General features: G+C 58.4%; 14 protein-coding genes. 4 read left to right on the top strand and 10 right to left on the bottom strand.

Annotated features, from left to right (window positions below; all coding sequences use genetic code 11):
* Positions 1 to 365 precede the first annotated feature (365 nt).
* Positions 366 to 1,070, top strand: a complete 705-nt coding sequence (locus AC1ECN_RS28455; protein ID WP_007632151.1) for a DUF1013 domain-containing protein — start codon at positions 366 to 368, stop codon at positions 1,068 to 1,070.
* A 79-nt stretch (positions 1,071 to 1,149) separates the two neighbouring features.
* Here AC1ECN_RS28455 and AC1ECN_RS28450 read toward each other — a convergent pair whose 3' ends face one another.
* From AC1ECN_RS28450 to AC1ECN_RS28435, 4 genes are all read right to left on the bottom strand, one after another.
* Complete coding sequence (locus AC1ECN_RS28450; protein WP_018068942.1) at positions 1,150 to 2,085, bottom strand: flagellin N-terminal helical domain-containing protein; 936 nt, start codon at positions 2,083 to 2,085, stop codon at positions 1,150 to 1,152.
* Between the two features lie 257 nt (positions 2,086 to 2,342).
* Complete coding sequence (locus tag AC1ECN_RS28445; RefSeq protein WP_130662518.1) at positions 2,343 to 4,253, bottom strand: propionyl-CoA synthetase; 1,911 nt, start codon at positions 4,251 to 4,253, stop codon at positions 2,343 to 2,345.
* A 75-nt stretch (positions 4,254 to 4,328) separates the two neighbouring features.
* Positions 4,329 to 4,988 carry a YggS family pyridoxal phosphate-dependent enzyme gene (locus AC1ECN_RS28440; protein WP_130662519.1) on the bottom strand — a complete coding sequence of 220 codons (660 nt, stop codon included), beginning with the start codon at positions 4,986 to 4,988 and terminating at the stop codon, positions 4,329 to 4,331.
* Positions 4,989 to 5,005: 17 nt separating this feature from the next.
* Positions 5,006 to 5,197 carry a hypothetical protein gene (locus AC1ECN_RS28435; RefSeq protein ID WP_085065902.1) on the bottom strand — a complete coding sequence of 64 codons (192 nt, stop codon included), beginning with the start codon at positions 5,195 to 5,197 and terminating at the stop codon, positions 5,006 to 5,008.
* Between the two features lie 103 nt (positions 5,198 to 5,300).
* On the opposite strand from AC1ECN_RS28435, the gene leuS reads away from it, so the two are divergent.
* From leuS to holA, 3 genes are read left to right on the top strand one after another with little or no spacing between them, the layout of a single operon-like run.
* Positions 5,301 to 7,931 carry a leucine--tRNA ligase gene (gene leuS, locus AC1ECN_RS28430; protein ID WP_130662520.1) on the top strand — a complete coding sequence of 877 codons (2,631 nt, stop codon included), beginning with the start codon at positions 5,301 to 5,303 and terminating at the stop codon, positions 7,929 to 7,931.
* A complete protein-coding gene (gene lptE / locus AC1ECN_RS28425) occupies positions 7,921 to 8,442 on the top strand; it encodes an LPS assembly lipoprotein LptE (RefSeq protein WP_024322907.1) in 522 nt (173 codons plus the stop codon). The genes leuS and lptE overlap by 11 nt, the downstream gene beginning before the upstream one ends.
* 10 nt (positions 8,443 to 8,452) lie before the next feature.
* Positions 8,453 to 9,493 (top strand): DNA polymerase III subunit delta, encoded by a 1,041-nt coding sequence (gene holA, locus AC1ECN_RS28420; RefSeq protein ID WP_130662521.1) that lies wholly within the window; start codon positions 8,453 to 8,455, stop codon positions 9,491 to 9,493.
* Positions 9,494 to 9,593: 100 nt separating this feature from the next.
* On the opposite strand, the gene AC1ECN_RS28415 is transcribed toward holA, so the two are convergent.
* From AC1ECN_RS28415 to rho, 6 genes are all read right to left on the bottom strand, one after another.
* Positions 9,594 to 10,475, bottom strand: a complete 882-nt coding sequence (locus AC1ECN_RS28415; RefSeq protein ID WP_027689447.1) for a ParB/RepB/Spo0J family partition protein — start codon at positions 10,473 to 10,475, stop codon at positions 9,594 to 9,596.
* A gap of 32 nt (positions 10,476 to 10,507) precedes the next feature.
* On the bottom strand, positions 10,508 to 11,302 hold the full coding sequence (locus AC1ECN_RS28410; RefSeq protein ID WP_130662522.1) for a ParA family protein: 795 nt from the start codon (positions 11,300 to 11,302) through the stop codon (positions 10,508 to 10,510).
* A gap of 19 nt (positions 11,303 to 11,321) precedes the next feature.
* Entirely contained in the window at positions 11,322 to 11,939 is a 618-nt protein-coding gene (gene rsmG / locus AC1ECN_RS28405) for a 16S rRNA (guanine(527)-N(7))-methyltransferase RsmG (protein WP_130662523.1), read from the bottom strand.
* 25 nt (positions 11,940 to 11,964) lie between these two features.
* Entirely contained in the window at positions 11,965 to 13,842 is a 1,878-nt protein-coding gene (gene mnmG / locus AC1ECN_RS28400) for a tRNA uridine-5-carboxymethylaminomethyl(34) synthesis enzyme MnmG (RefSeq protein ID WP_130662524.1), read from the bottom strand.
* A 70-nt stretch (positions 13,843 to 13,912) separates the two neighbouring features.
* Positions 13,913 to 15,232, bottom strand: coding sequence for a tRNA uridine-5-carboxymethylaminomethyl(34) synthesis GTPase MnmE (gene mnmE / locus AC1ECN_RS28395; RefSeq protein WP_130662525.1), 1,320 nt, complete (start codon positions 15,230 to 15,232; stop codon positions 13,913 to 13,915).
* A gap of 104 nt (positions 15,233 to 15,336) precedes the next feature.
* Positions 15,337 to 16,602: a transcription termination factor Rho gene (gene rho / locus AC1ECN_RS28390; protein ID WP_012759538.1), complete on the bottom strand. Its 1,266-nt coding sequence runs from the start codon at positions 16,600 to 16,602 to the stop codon at positions 15,337 to 15,339.
* Positions 16,603 to 16,650 lie beyond the last annotated feature (48 nt).

Genomic DNA, 16,650 nt, shown 5'->3' with positions numbered 1-16,650 from the left:
ATCCGCTTGCCGTGCTTGCCCCAGAACTTGTCCGGGTTCTCGACGCTTTCCTCGTACCATTTCAGGTACTTTTCCTTATCGATCAGGGCGCGCGCCTTCACCGGCTTCGTGACCGGATAGATCTTCTCCGACATGCAACTCCTCCTCATGGGACATGCGACGGGCCGCGTGAGCTAGGAAGGGCCCGGACTGAAATCACGGCAATTCATAGCAGTTCGCACCGTCACGGCAATTAGACGAAGGTCATTTCATTTCGGAAGAATTGCAATTATGCGACAGTGCGGTTATATAGCGGCATATTTCCCGGACATTGTGGTGACAATCCACGGACCGCGACCGGCGCGGACGATAGAAGGACTATATCCATGGCTCAAACACTGCTCATGCCGAAGGCGACCGCCATCTGGCTCGTCGACAATACGGCACTGTCTTTCGATCAGATCGCGCAGTTCTGCAAACTGCATCCGCTCGAAGTCAAGGCAATCGCCGACGGCGAAGCGGCGCAGGGCATCAAGGGCCTCGACCCGATCTCGACAGGACAGCTTTCCCGCGACGAGATTGCCCGCGCCGAGGCCAATCCGAACCACAAGCTGAAGCTTTCCGAACCGAAGGTGCGGGTGCCGGAATCCAAGCGCCGCGGTCCGCGTTATACGCCGGTTTCCAAGCGCCAGGACCGCCCGAACGCCATTCTCTGGCTCGTTCGCAACCATCCGGAACTGAAGGACGCGCAGATTTCCCGCCTCGTCGGCACGACGAAGTCGACCATCGAGCAAATCCGCGAGCGCACCCACTGGAACTCCGCCAACCTGGCGCCGATGGATCCGGTAACGCTCGGCCTCTGCAGCCAGATCGATCTCGACATGGAAGTGGAAAAGGCCTCCAAGGGCCGTCCGCTGCCGACCGCTGCCGAGCTTGGCGCAACGCTGCAATCGGCTCAGGAAACCGAGCGCCTGACCCCGAGCTACGAGCGCGAGGAGGAAAAGGAAAAGGAAATCGACGCCGATGCCGTCTTCCGCAAGCTGAGCTCGCTGCGCTCGGCGCCGAAGGACGAGGACGACGATCAGTACTGAGACATCATAGATCTCACAAAAAACCCCGCCGGTATGAGCTGACCGGCGGGGTTTTTTGTTGCGGATTGGCTGTTTCGATTTAGCTGCGGAACAGGGTGAGAATGTTCTGCGCCGAACTGTTGGCGATCGATAGCGACTGGATGGCGAGCTGCTGCTGCGTCTGCAACGCCGAGAGCTTGCTCGATTCCTCTTCCATATCGGCATCGACCAGACGGCCGACGCCGGAGTCGATCGAATCGTGCAGACCGCTGACGAATGTTTCCTGCAGCTGGATCCGGGTCGAGATCGAGCCCAATGCCGAGCCGGCGGCGGTCATAGCGCCGAGAACCAGTTCGACACCGGTCAGGGCTGCGTCAAGCTGACCCTGGGTGAAACCGGTGATGTCGAGATCATATATTGACGCCATGACGATGACGGTGCCGCCATAGGTTCCGTTGAAGGCCGTGCCGATGATACCGCTGGACGTCTCGATTGCACCGGTGCTCGTCATGCCGAAAAGCACGTTTCCAAGCGAGCCCGAATCAAGCACGTAGTCCGTCATCTTGACGGAGACGGCATTGCTGCCGTCGCGCACGAAGGACGAAACAACGCTCTTAGTGCCGGAGGCGCCGGCAACCCAGTTCTCGCCGGAGAAGGACGCCGATTGAGCGATGCTGAGCAGTTGCTCCTGCAGCTGGTCGAGTTCTTGCTGGATCTTCGTCTTGTCGACGCCCTTTTCCGTGGCGGCGACGATCTTGGCCTTGATGTCACTGACGACATCGAGTGCGCTATCCATGGCCGAATAGGCGGTATCGACCTTGGCCGCGCCGAGACCGAGCGCGTCGGAGACGGCCGAAAGCGCCTTGTTGTCAGAACGCATGGTCGTAGCAATCGACCAGTAAGCGGCATTGTCAGCCGCCTTTTCGACACGATAACCCGATGAAACGCGACCCTGGGTGTCCTTGAGGCTATCGTTTACGCCGCGCAAAGTCTGCAGCGCTGCCATGGCAGCGTTGTTGGTAAGGATGCTTGTCATGATCCGTTCCACAATCGTTGAGAAAGAGGCAATCCGGACTACAGCGCCGCGCGTCTTTCAGACGCGCAAAGGACGCTGTAGCACTTCTACTGCTGCATAATTTTGCCCTTAAATCGATTCCGATTTAAGGAATTATGCAGTAGGCCGGTAACGGCGACCGCGTCATGCAAAGCCTGCTATGCAAGCCATTGCCGTTAACAAATGCTTGCAACAACATGGTTAACAATTCCTCAATTAGCTTTACCGAAAGTTTAATTTCACATCGGCAGGGAGCCCAAACCGCGCCCACGCAGCGCCTCGGCAATTTCCTCTAAAATCGTTGGATCATCAATGGTTGCAGGCATTTTCCACGGTATGCCATCAGCGATCTTCTGCATCGTGCCGCGCAGAATTTTGCCGGAGCGTGTCTTCGGCAACCGGTTAACGGTGATGGCCGTCTTGAAGGCGGCGACAGGCCCGATCGAGTCACGAATCATCGCCACGACCTCTGATTCGATCGCCGTCGCGTCCCGGGAAACATGTCGTTTCAGCACCAGGAAACCGCAGGGCGCCTGACCCTTCAGCACATCGATCACGCCGATAACAGCGCATTCGGCGACATCGGGATGACGCGCGCAGACCTCCTCCATCGCCCCGGTCGACAGCCGATGACCGGCGCAATTGATGATGTCGTCGGTACGCGACATGATGAAGAGATAGCCGTCTTCATCGACATAGCCGGCGTCGGCCGTCTTGTAGTAACCGGGAAACTCATCGAGATAGGCCGATCGGAAACGGTCGTCCGCGTTCCAGAGGGTCGGCAGACAGCCGGGCGGCAAGGGCAGCTTGATGACGATATTGCCGAGTGTTCCTGCTTCGATCGGGTGACCGGCATCGTCGAGCACCGCAATATCATAGCCGGGCATCGGCAGTGTCGGCGAACCGTGCTTGATGGGAAGGGCGCCGAGACCGAGCGGATTTGCCGCGATCGGCCAGCCGGTCTCCGTCTGCCACCAATGATCGATGACGGGTATGCCAAGCATGCGCTCCGCCCATTTCAACGTTTCGGGATCCGCCCTCTCGCCGGCCAGAAACAGCGCCCGTAGATCCGGCATGGGATATTGGCGCATCTGTTCACCGTCACCGTCCTCCCGCCGGATGGCGCGGAATGCCGTTGGGGCCGTAAAGAGCACCCGCACCTGATACTCTGAAACAATGCGCCAGAATGTGCCCGCATCCGGAGTGCCGACCGGCTTCCCCTCGAAGATCAGTGTGGTTACGCCTGATAGCAGCGGTGCATAGACGATATAGGAATGTCCGACGACCCAGCCGATATCCGAAGCCGTCCAGAAGACCTCGCCCGGCTTCAAGCCGTAGATATTCCGCATCGACCAGTTGAGCGCGACCATATGGCCGCCATTGTCGCGCACGACGCCCTTCGGTTGGCCTGTCGTGCCCGAGGTATAGAGGATGTAGAGCGGATCGGTCGCCTTGACGGAGACACAGCCGATCTCGGTGCCACGATGCCGCGCCACCGCCGCCTCGAAATCCTGATCGCGACCGCTGGCGAGATCTGCCCGAAGCTCCGGCCGCTGCAGCACCAGACAGCCGTCCGGCTTCGAATGCGCGATCTCGATCGCCTGATCGACCAGGGGCTTGTAGGCGACGATGCGACCAGGCTCGAGCCCGCAGCTCGCGGTGATCACCAGCTTCGCACCGCAATCGTCGATGCGCGCCGCAAGTTCGCTGGCGGCAAACCCGCCGAAAACGACGGAGTGAACCGCACCGATGCGGGCGCAGGCGAGCATGGAAAAGACCGCCTGCGGCACCATCGGCATATAAAGGATGACGCGATCGCCTTTGCCGATGCCGCGCTCGACCAGCGCTGCTGCAATGGCCATCACCTCCCGAAGCACCTCATCATAGGTGAAACGGCGCTTCTCGCCGTTCATTGCGCTGTCGAAGATGACCGCCGTCTCGCCGCCGCGGCCGGCAGCCACATGCCGGTCCAGGCAATTATGGCATGTATTGGTTTCCGCGTCTGAGAACCAACGGCCATAGACGACTTCATTGGGTGAAAAAATCCGCTCTGGCGGCTTGAACCAGTCGATGTCACTGGCCGCTTCGCGCCAGAAGGCTTCGGGATCGCGTTTCCAGGCCGCATAGGCCTGATGATAGCCGTTCTGCATTTGCTCCTCCCCAGGACATGCAAACCTAATCTAGGCGGCATTAAGGGGAACAGGAAGCCCGACCAAAGCAGCGTTTCAGCGCGCGCCGAAAATCGCCGATCCGACGCGGACGCTTGTGGCGCCGAAGGCGATCGCCGTCTCATAGTCGCCCGACATGCCCATGGAAAGCTTTTCGACGCCGCATTTGAGTGCGAGCTTTGCCAGCAGGGCGAAATGCGGCCCGGGGTTTTCCTCGGCCGGCGGAATGCACATCAACCCTTCGATCGAAAGGCCGAGCTCGTCGCGGCAGAAGGCGACGAAGGCTGGCGTGTCGTCAGGAGCAATGCCCGCCTTCTGCGGTTCGAGCCCGGTATTGACCTGGACGTAGAGCCGCAGCGTCTTGGCTTGCCGTTTCATCTCCTCGGCAAGCGCGCGCGCGATCTTTTCCCGGTCCACCGTCTCGATGACGTCGAAAAGCGCTACGGCATCCGACGCCTTGTTCGATTGCAGCGGTCCGATCAGATGCAGCTCGATATCGGGCCGCTCAGCCTTCAGCGTCGGCCACTTGCCCTGGCTTTCCTGCACGCGGTTCTCGCCGAAAACCCGCTGTCCGGCGTCGATGGCCGGTCGGATTGCGTCCGCCTCGAAGGTCTTCGACACCGCGACGAGCTGAACGGAACCCGCCGAACGACCTGCTTCGCGTTCCGCGGCGGCAATCCGCGACCGCACGTCGTTCAAGCGCTCTTGAAGTTCCATCAATCTGCCTCGGCATATCAGTATGAAAAGGATCGGCAATGCCAGATCCGGATAATTTTAGGCCAGACCGGCCCAAAATCTGAATCCGGATCTAAATCAAAGAAATAGAGCATGATGTCGTCCGAAAACCGCTCACGCTTTTCGGCATCATGCTCTATCGAGCCAATCTGTGCTTGCCAAGTCCTGCCTTGGCGAAATCGCTTGCTCATGATCAAGATCGGACGCTTGCAGCACCTGCAAAACTTGACGCTGTAGTGGTTTCATGGTGAAGGTCTCGGCCAACTCCCCTGATTTTCCGGAAATACGAATACCATGGCCACCGAACGTTATAATCCGCGCGATGCCGAGCCCCGCTGGCAGCAGAAATGGAATGAAGACAAGGTCTTCGAGACCGACAACGCCGATCCGCGCGAAAAATATTACGTCCTCGAAATGTTCCCCTATCCGTCGGGGCGCATCCATATGGGCCATGTCCGCAATTACGCCATGGGCGATGTCGTCGCCCGCTACAAGCGCGCCCGCGGCTACAACGTGCTGCATCCGATGGGCTGGGACGCCTTCGGCATGCCGGCGGAGAATGCCGCCATGGAGCGTGGCGTTCACCCCGCCTCTTGGACCTACCAGAATATCGCCTCGATGAAGGCGCAGCTGAAAGCCATGGGGCTTTCGCTGGACTGGAGCCGCGAATTCGCCACCTGCGACGTCGAATATTACCAGCACCAGCAGCATCTCTTCGTGGATTTCCTGGAGAAGGGCCTGGTCTATCGCAAGCAGTCCAAGGTCAACTGGGATCCTGTCGATAATACCGTGCTCGCCAACGAACAGGTAATCGATGGACGCGGCTGGCGTTCCGGTGCGCTGGTCGAACAGCGCGAATTGACGCAATGGTTCTTCAAGATCACCGACTTCAGCGAGGATCTGCTGGACGCGCTGGATACGCTCGACCAGTGGCCGGAAAAAGTCCGCCTGATGCAGAAGAACTGGATCGGCCGTTCGGAAGGCCTGACGATCCGCTGGGAGATCGTGCCGGAAACGGCACCCGCCGGCGAGAGCGAAGTCACGGTCTATACCACCCGGCCAGACACGCTCTTCGGCGCCTCTTTCCTGGCGATCGCCGCCGATCATCCGCTGGCGAAGGATGCCGCCGCGAAGAACCCTGATATCGACGCCTTCTGCGAGGAGTGCCGTCGCGCTGGCACCTCGCTCGCAGCGCTCGAGACCGCCGAAAAGAAGGGCATGGATACCGGTATTCGCGTCCGGCATCCGCTTGATCCCTCTTGGGAGCTGCCCGTCTATATCGCCAACTTCGTCCTGATGGATTATGGCACGGGCGCGATCTTCGGCTGCCCGTCGGGCGACCAGCGCGACCTTGATTTTGCCCGCAAATATGACCTGCCGGTCGTGGCCGTCGTCATGCCAAGGGATGGCGATGCGGCAAACTTTTCCGTCGGCGACACCGCCTATGACGGTGATGGCGTGATGATCAATTCACGCTTCCTCGACGGCAAGACCACGGAGGAAGCCTTCAATGTCGTCGCCGATCGGCTGTCGGCCGCTTCGCTCGGCAATGCACCGCAGGGCGAGCGTAAGGTCAACTTCCGTCTGCGCGACTGGGGTATTTCCCGCCAGCGTTATTGGGGCTGCCCGATCCCGGTCATCCATTGCGATGATTGCGGTGTCGTGGCAGTGCCGAAGGCGGACCTGCCGGTCAAGCTGCCAGACGACGTCGCTTTCGACCAGCCCGGCAATCCGCTCGACCGTCACCCGACCTGGCGTCATGTCTCTTGCCCGAACTGCGGCAAGGATGCCCGCCGCGAGACGGATACGATGGACACCTTCGTCGATTCGAGCTGGTATTTCACCCGCTTCACCGCGCCCTGGGAAGGAAAGCCGACCGATCCGGAGGCGGCAAACCGCTGGCTGCCGGTCGACCAGTATATTGGCGGCATCGAGCACGCGATCCTGCACCTGCTCTATTCTCGCTTCTTCACCCGCGCCATGCGCGAGACCGGTCACGTCGCCGCCACCGAACCTTTCAAGGGTCTCTTCACCCAAGGCATGGTGGTCCACGAAACCTATAGCCGCGGCGCCGGCGCCAGCCGCGAATGGGTGGCACCCGCCGATATCCGCATCGACGAACTCGACGGCAAACGCCGGGCTTTCCTGCTGACGTCGGGCGAGGAAGTCGCGATCGGCTCGATCGAGAAAATGTCTAAGTCGAAGAAGAACGTCGTCGATCCTGACGATATCATTGCCTCCTACGGCGCCGATACCGCTCGTTTCTTCGTTCTGTCCGACTCCCCGCCGGAGCGCGATGTCATCTGGTCCGAAGCAGGCGTCGAAGGCGCTCATCGCTTTACCCAGCGTTTGTGGCGCCTGATTTCCGAAGCTGCGGACGCGCTCTCCGCCGTCGCACCGGCGCCGGCAACCGATGGGGAAGCGTTGTCAATCTCGCAGGCTGCCCACAAAACGCTGAAGGCTGTCCAGAACGACTATGACAAGCTCTGGTTCAACAAGGCCGTTGCCCGAATTTATGAACTCGTCAACGCGCTGGCCGCACCGATGACGAAGGTTGCGGCAGGCGAGGGTGATGCCACCTATCGCTCAGCGGTACGCGATGCCGCAGAGATCCTGATTCAGCTCGTCTCTCCAATGACGCCGCATCTGGCTGAGGAATGCTGGGCCGCACTCGGCAATGAAGGGTTGCTTGCCCGGGCAAGCTGGCCGCAGTACGACGAAACACTCGTTATCGAAAACGATGTCGTCCTGCCGGTACAGATCAATGGCAAGAAACGCGCTGAATTGACAATTTCTCGCGATGCAGATCAGAATGCCGTTACCGACGCCGTACTGGATCTGGATGCGGTGAAGAACGCGTTGAACGGRCAGGCACCGAAAAAGATCATCGTGGTTCCCCAAAGGATTGTAAACATTGTCGTCTGATATCGCTTGCAAGCTGGCCCGCAATGCCGGCATCGCCATGATCCTTGCCTCCGCGGCTTTTCTCTCCGCCTGCCAGGTTCGTCCGCTCTACTCCGAGAGTTCCGGTGTCACTGAAAAGCTTTCCTCGGTCGGCTTTTCCCCAGCAGGCAGCCGCATCGAACAACAGGTTCGTAACCACTTGATCTTCCTAGCGTCACGTGGAGCCGGCGAGCCGGAGAAACCGGAATATCTGGTCGAAATGCACGCCACGTCGACCGTTGCCGATACGTTGCTGACGGAATCCGACGATACCTCGCGAGCCGGTCGTGTGACCGTCAGCGTCACCTACACGCTACGCGCCGCGACCGACAATCATGTCATCAAGGCCGGCAGCCGCGCGACCACGGCGCTGGTGGATTTCCCTGACCAGGAATTCGCCAAGCAGCGCGCAATCCGTGATGCCCAAAACCGTGCGGCAGATCAGGTAGCGGAATTCGTAGGGGCCGATATCGCCGCTGCTCTCAGCCGCTGAGGGCGGAGATGTGGCCGAGATAAAATCCCACGAATTCGAGACCTTCCTGCAGAAATCGGCACGGAACTATCGGATTTTCGTCATCTACGGGCCGGATCGCGGCCTTGTTTCCGAACGAGCGGGCTTGCTCGCCGGCAAGAGCGGTGTCGCGCTTGACGATCCCTTCTCGCTGACGAAGCTCGATGTCGGCGACCTGCAGAAGGATCCCGGGCGGTTGGTCGACGAGGTCCAGTCGATCGGGCTGTTCGGCGGTGAGAAACTGATCTGGATCCGAGGTGCCGCCAACGAGAAATACCTGGTCGATTCCCTCGCGTTGCTGGCAGAAAAGCCACTCGAAGCCGCCTATCTGATCGTCGAGGCCGGCGACCTGAAGAAGGGCTCGCTGCTGCGCAAGACCGCAGAAGCCGCACGATCTGTCATGACGATCCCCTCCTACGCCGACGACAGCCGCGCCTTGAATGCCTTGATCGATACTGAACTTAGCGCAGAGAAGCTCGGCATTACGCCGGCCGCGCGCCAGGCGCTGATCGCGTTGATCGGCGGCGATCGGATCGCTTCGCGAAACGAGGTGCGCAAGCTTGCTCTATACTGCCGCGGCTTCGATACGGTCGAAGAACATCACGTTACCGAAATAATCGGCGACGCCAGCGCCATTTCGGTCGACGATGCCGTCGACGCCATTCTCGGCGGTGATCTCAACGCCTTTCTGCATGCCATGCAAAAGATCAGCAGTTCGAAAACCGCGATCTTTCTGGTTCTGCAGGCATGCCTGAAGCAATTCCAGCTTCTGGATTCGATGCGCGCCGAAATGGATGAAAAACGGCTGCAGCCGCCTCAGATCATGCAAACGATGGGGCGGCATTTGCATTTTCGCCGCAAGCCAATCGTCGAACAAGCGCTGCGCCAATGGACCGCAGAAAGCATCGCCCGTGAATCCAATCGGCTACAGGCCGCTATTCTGCAAAGCAGACGACGGCAGGTGCTGGAAGACAGCGTTGCGATGCAAACGCTTCTTTCCACCACCCTTCAATCCAGCCGGAAATCCGCCTGACCAACGCGCGTTGACCGAAAATCGAGATTGATTATCGGACAGCACATTGCGAGGGTTGAAGTTAGAGCGTCCTATGTGCGTCCCCAGGACGCACGGCGCTCTAGCGCCTCTCGAGCAAGCGGCAGATTTCCTCGAGCTGCTCCAATGACTTATACGAAATTTTGATCTGGCCGCCGCTTGCCTTGTGATTGATCGCAACATCAAGGCCGAGCGCATCGGAAAGTGTCCGTTCCAGCGCCAGCGTGTCGGAATCCTTCTGATCTCGCCGCAATGTCGCCTGCTGCGGCTCCGATTGGGCCTTGATATTGTTTTGCGCCAGCTTTTCCGCATCACGCACCGACATGCCCTTGGCAACGATCGTACGGGCAAGACTTGCCGGGTCGGATGTTGAAACCAATGCACGCGCGTGCCCAGCCGATAGGCTGCCGGCGGCAAGCAGATCGCGAACCGGATCAGGCAGCTTCAGCAAGCGCAAGGAATTGGCAACGTGGCTGCGGCTTTTTCCGATGATTTCGCCGAGGTCGTTCTGGGTGTAGCCGTATTCCGCGATAAGCTGCTCATAACCCAAGGCCTCTTCGAGGGCATTGAGATCCGCGCGCTGCACGTTTTCGACAATGGCGATTTCCAGCGCCGTCTTATCGTCCACATCACGGATAATGACGGGAATCTCGATCAGCCCGGCAAGCTGAGCTGCGCGCCAGCGTCGTTCGCCGGCGATGATTTCATATCGGTCCCGCGACATCGTCCGCACAACAATCGGCTGAACGATACCGTGTTGACGAATGGAGCTTGCGAGATCGTGCAGCTCCGAGTCATCGAAGAACCGACGGGGGTTGCGGGGGTTACGGCTGACGAACTCGATCGGGATCATTCTGTCGGCGCTGATAGTCCGCTCGGCTTCCACCGGGACAGGCTGATCCATTTCACCAATCAGCGCCGCAAGGCCACGGCCCAATCGCCTCTTCGATACATCGTCATTCATGATCTACACTCACCTACACCCCTAAAATGATATCACGCGGCCAGTCTTTGGCGCTCCCGTTGGATGACCTCGGAGGCCAACTGCAAGTAGGCCTGGCTGCCCGCGCACTTCAAGTCATAGAGAATAGCCGGCTTGCCATAGGAGGGTGCCTCGGAAACGCGGACGTTGCGCGGAATTAACGTATGGTAAACCTTGTCCCCGAGATGCGTACGCACGTCATTGACCACCTGCTGGGCAAGATTGTTACGCGCATCGAACATCGTCAAGACGATACCCTGAATATCCAGGCGCGGGTTAACCGTTCGCCGAACCTGGCTGACGGTCTCGAGCAGCTGGCTCAACCCCTCCAGCGCAAAGAATTCACATTGCAGCGGCACCAAGACCGAATGAGCTGCCGCCATGGCATTCATCGTCAGCAGGTTGAACGATGGCGGGCAATCCAGAAGAATATAAGAAAACGCCATGGCTTCGGGCGAAGACAGCGCTTTCCGCAATTTGAACACCCGATCGCTCTGCTGCGAGATTTCCATCTCGATGCCAAGAAGATCCATCGTCGACGGGACGATAAAGAGATTGGGAACCGCTGTTTCGAGAGTCACTTCGGTAATGCCACGATCACCGACCATCAGATCGTAGGAGGACAGCTTGCGATCACGACGATCAATACCGAGGCCTGTGCTGGCATTGCCCTGCGGATCGAGATCGACGATCAAGACGCGCTCGCCAATAGCAGCAAGCGCTGTTGCCAGATTGATTGCTGTGGTCGTCTTGCCAACGCCACCCTTCTGATTTGCGATGGTGATAATCCGATGTCGTTCGCCAGCCATTGCCGCAATATCCGATCTGTTAAACCAAGCGCCGGAGATTTGATACTTCCAAAATAACAGATTCCTGCTCGACGGCGCTCCTATGTTCTAACAGATCGAATTCCCACCGACCACGTGCTTTGTCGATTTCCTTCCGGTAATCCCGGCCTTTATGAAAAAAGCCACGACAATTTTCCTTGCCAAGCATCCAAGCGGCCGAATATCCGATAAGCCCATCAAGATCGGCAAGCGCGCGCGCTGAAATCGCACCGCATTCGCCAACATCCGTATAGGCATCTTCGATTCGAATGCTATGCACGCTGCCGCGCGCATTTGTTTCCCGTAGCGCGGTCCGCAGAAACGCTGCCTTTTTATGGTTGCTTTCGACCAGATGGACCCATCCACCTTGCAGCTCGGCCAGGAAAATCGCCGTAATAACGCCCGGAAAGCCACCTCCACTGCCGAGGTCAACCCAGGTAACCGGTTGCGGATGAATCTGAAAAATCTGGCTGCTATCGGCGATGTGCCGGTGCCATAGATCATCGAGTGTCGACGGCGCCACCAGATTAATTGCTTTCGCCCACTTCTGAAACAGCGCTGCAAAGTGTTGCAGCCGCTCCTGTGTTTCACGTGAAACACGCAAACCGTTTAATTCCATTCTGAAAGACTCTCAAATCTTGTAATCAGGCGCTGTGACGAGCAGAAGAGGGTAGGCGACGCAAGTGCACAAGCAGCAATGCGATTGCTGCGGGCGTCATCCCTTCAACGATTGCGGCCTGGGCGATGTTGAAAGGTCGAGCAGCGCTGAGTTTTGCCTTGAGCTCGTTCGAGAGACCGGAGAGTACGTTATAATTGAAATCTAGCGGTATCTGCCGGTCTTCGTCGCGTTGTTGATCGGCAATCGCCGTGGCTTGTCGATCCAGATAAACCGAATACCCGGCCTCGATTTCCAACGCTTCCGCAACTTTCGGCCCGATCGCGTCAAGCGCCTCCGGCCAAACATGCCGGAGCGCGGCCAGATCATAATTCGGATAGGAAAGCAAATCATAGGCAGTTCGGCGCTGCCCATCGAGATTTATATTCAGGCCCGCGCGTCGCGCTTCATTCGGCGTGACCGTCAGCGACCGCAACAGCGCCCGGCCATTTTCGATTTCGGCCTGATAGGACGTGAATCGCTGTACCCGCTCGCTGCTCACGCATCCGAGCCGCATGGCCAGGGGCGTCAAACGCATATCGGCATTGTCAGCCCGTAAAGTCAGCCGATACTCCGCGCGCGATGTAAACATTCGGTACGGCTCCGTAACGCCGCGTGAGGTGAGATCGTCGATCATGACGCCGATATAGGAACTCGTTCGGCTAAAATGGAACGGTTCCGAATCGATGCTTCGCAATGCAGCATTCAACCCGGCTGCCAGACCCTGGGCGGCAGCCTCTTCATATCCGGTGGTGCCATTGATCTGACCGGCGAGAAACAGGCCTTTCAACCGTTTGACTTCAAGCGACGGCGTCAGCTCTCTCGGATCAACATGATCATATTCGATCGCATAGCCCGGTTGCAGAATTCTTGCCACTTCAAGACCCGGAATCGTTTTGATGAATTCGGCCTGAACCTCCGCCGGCAAGGAGGTAGAAATCCCGTTCGGATAGACCGTGTCATCGTCCAGTCCCTCGGGCTCGAGAAAGACCTGATGTCCATCCCGCTCTCCGAATTTCACCAGCTTGTCTTCGATAGACGGACAATAACGAGGCCCGACGCCTTCGATCTGCCCGGAATACATCGCCGAGCGCATAATGTTGTCGACAATAATGCGATGGGTCGCTTCGATCGTCCTGGTGACCCCGCATTCGATCTGTGGCGTGGTAATCGCGTCGGTCATGAAGGAGAACGGAACAAGCTCCTCGTCAGCCCCTTGTCGGCCGACGGATTGCCAGTCGATTGTCTTTCCATCCAGCCGCGCTGGTGTTCCGGTCTTCAGACGTCCCAGCCGCAATCCCAAGCGGGCGAGGGTCGCAGACAATCCGATCGACGGCGCTTCACCGACACGCCCGGCCGGTGTCTTTTCCGAACCGATATGAATAAGACCGCGCAGAAAGGTTCCAGTGGTCAAAACCACCGCCGGCGCTTTCAGGGTTCGACCATCCTTCATAATCACGCCAGTGACGCGACCATCGACAACGTCCAGATCGAACGCATCGCCTTCGATGATATCCAGGCCTGGAGTCGCTTCGATCGCCGCCAGCATTGCCAGGCGATAAAGCTTTCGATCGGCCTGTGTCCGCGGACCGCGGACAGCCGCGCCCTTCTTCTTGTTCAGCATCCTGAACTGAATGCCCGCAGCATCGGCAATACGACCCATCAGCCCGTCCATCGCGTCGATTTCCCGAACCAGATGGCCCTTGCCAAGCCCACCGATTGCCGGATTACACGACATGACGCCAATCGTGTCGCGTCTATGCGTAATCAGAGCGGTTTTCGCCCCGAGACGCGCAGCTGCGCCGGCAGCCTCCGAGCCCGCATGGCCGCCACCTATCACAATCACATCGAAGGCATTATCTGTCATTCAAGACTCCACATCCGGCAGACGTTTCACGTGAAACCAGCGTAAGCTGGCGCCTAGGGTTTCACGTGAATCATTTGCCGATACAAAACTCCGAGAAGATCACCCCGAGCAGCTGTTCGACGTCCACTCTTCCGGTAATTCTGCCCAAATACTCAGCGGCAATTCGCAGCTGCTCGGTCCGCAGTTCGAGACTCACATCCGCCTGCGATATTGCCGCATCGAGCGCCGTTAAACATTTCGCTAGCGAATCCTTATGCCGTTGGCGGCTGGGGATTGCCATAGATAGGCCGGCAAAACGTTTGTCGACAATGTTGCCGATCAACCGGCGTAGTTCCGGCAGACCGTCACCCGTCGCCGTCGAAATCTGCAGATCATACCGATCCGCTGCGATATCGATGAGATCCTTCTTTGTCCCGACAGTAACATGTGGAGAGGCTTGCTCCAAGTCGTCGGGAATCAGAGGATCCGTCATGTCAACCAGCATCAGGACAAGATCGGCATCGCGAAGCGCAATACGCGCGCGCCGCACGCCTTCCATTTCGACCCTGTCGTCCGCCTCACGAAGTCCCGCAGTGTCATAGAGCTTGATCAGATAACCATCAATATCGAGATCAACCTGCAGGACATCGCGCGTGGTTCCGGCAATCTCCGTCACAATTGCCACGTCACGACGGGCCAAAGCATTCAGCAGGCTCGATTTTCCGGCGTTCGGAGCGCCGGCGATGACCACCTTGAAGCCGTCTCTGATAATCTCGCCGGCCGAAGCTGCAGCCAGGTGATGCTCGATATCACTGCGAAGTTCCCCCATATCGGCCCAGACCATATCCGACACCGACCCTGGAACGTCATCCTCGTCGGGGAAATCAAGTTCCGCCTCGATCAGCGCTCGGGCGCGCGTTAATCGTTCCGCCCACGAATCGTAAATTGTGGAAAGCCCGCCTGCGCTGTGTTCGACCGCGAGGCGTCGCTGCATTTCTGTCTCGGCGCCGATGAGGTCGGCCAGTCCTTCCACCTCGAGGAGATCAAGTTTGCCGTTTTCAAAGGCCCGGCGGGAGAACTCGCCCTCGACTGCCATTCGAACACCCGGAATATCGCCGAGCGCGTGAAACAGCGCCGCCAGCACTGCTCTGCTGCCGTGGATTTGCAGCTCGGCAACATCCTCGCCGGTAAACGAATTCGGGGCAGGAAAAAATAGCACCAGACCACTATCGATCGGTTGATCGTTACGAGTCCGAATCGTCCGGTAAGATGCCTGCCGGGTTGTCGGAACGGATCCGACGAGTTTCACCAAAGTGTCTCTGGTCAGCGGCCCGCTGATTCGAACGACCGAAACACCCGAAGGCAGGGCACCGCTCGATAGCGCATATATGGTATCATTCAACATGGCCATATCGCCTGGTCCGCCGCTTGGAATCGAAATTGATTCCTCTCAAATAGAAAAGCTGGAGGCGTCATGACGATGCCTCCAGCTTTGGGGGTGAATCCGGCTAAGGATTATGTGTTCATCGATTCGAAGAAGTCGGAATTGTTCTTTGTCTGCTTCAGCTTGTCGATAAGGAATTCGACCGCATCGGTTGTGCCCATTGGAGCAAGGATGCGGCGGAGCACGAAGATCTTCTGCAGATCCTGGCGCGGAACCAGAAGGTCCTCCTTGCGCGTACCGGACTTCAGGATATCCATGGCCGGGAAGATACGCTTATCGGCGACCTTGCGATCGAGGACGATTTCCGAGTTGCCCGTGCCCTTGAATTCTTCGAAGATCACTTCGTCCATGCGGCTGCCGGTATCGATCAGCGCCGTCGCGATGATCGTCAAAGAGCCGCCTTCCTCGATATTACGCGCCGCGCCGAAGAAGCGCTTCGGCCGCTGCAGAGCGTTGGCGTCCACACCGCCGGTCAGGACCTTGCCTGACGAGGGAACGACCGTGTTATAGGCACGGCCCAAGCGCGTGATAGAATCGAGCAGGATGACAACGTCGCGTCCGTGTTCGACAAGGCGCTTGGCTTTCTCGATGACCATCTCGGCCACCTGCACGTGACGGACGGCTGGTTCGTCGAAGGTCGAGGAGATAACCTCGCCGCGAACCGAGCGCTGCATGTCGGTCACTTCTTCGGGGCGTTCATCGATCAGCAGGACGATCAGATAGCACTCCGGATGGTTGGCGGTGATCGAATGCGCGATGTTCTGCAACAACACGGTCTTACCGGTACGCGGCGGCGCGACGATCAATCCACGCTGGCCCTTGCCGAGCGGCGCCACCAGGTCGATCACACGTGGCGACAAATCCTTGGTGGTCGGAATATCGAGTTCCATCTTGAAGCGCTCGTTCGGATAGAGCGGCGTCAGATTGTCGAAATGGACCTTGTGCCGGATCTGTTCCGGATCGTCGAAATTGATGGTGTTGACCTTGAGCAGCGCGAAATAGCGCTCGCCTTCCTTCGGTCCACGGATCGGGCCTTCGACGGTATCGCCGGTTTTCAGCGAGAAACGGCGGATCTGCGACGGGGAGATATAAATATCATCCGGGCCCGGCAGGTAGTTCGCATTGGGCGACCGCAGGAAGCCGAAACCGTCCTGCAGCACTTCGACGACGCCTTCGCCGATGATTTCGACATCCTGGCTGGCAAGCATCTTGAGGATCGCAAACATCAGCTCCTGCTTGCGCATCGTGCTTGCGTTCTCGACCTCGAGCGATTCGGCAAATGCCAGCAGATCCGTCGGGGATTTACTCTTAAGTTCCTGAAGCTTCATTTCAGCCATGAAGTGACCAATACTCTTTTTAATTTCAAAGGGGAAAGGCGATGTTGG

The organism is Rhizobium sp. 01N447_2, assembly GCF_056399245.1.
The sequence above is the reverse complement of the archived record's forward strand: the minus strand, read 5'-3'. Positions and strand labels throughout refer to the sequence as shown.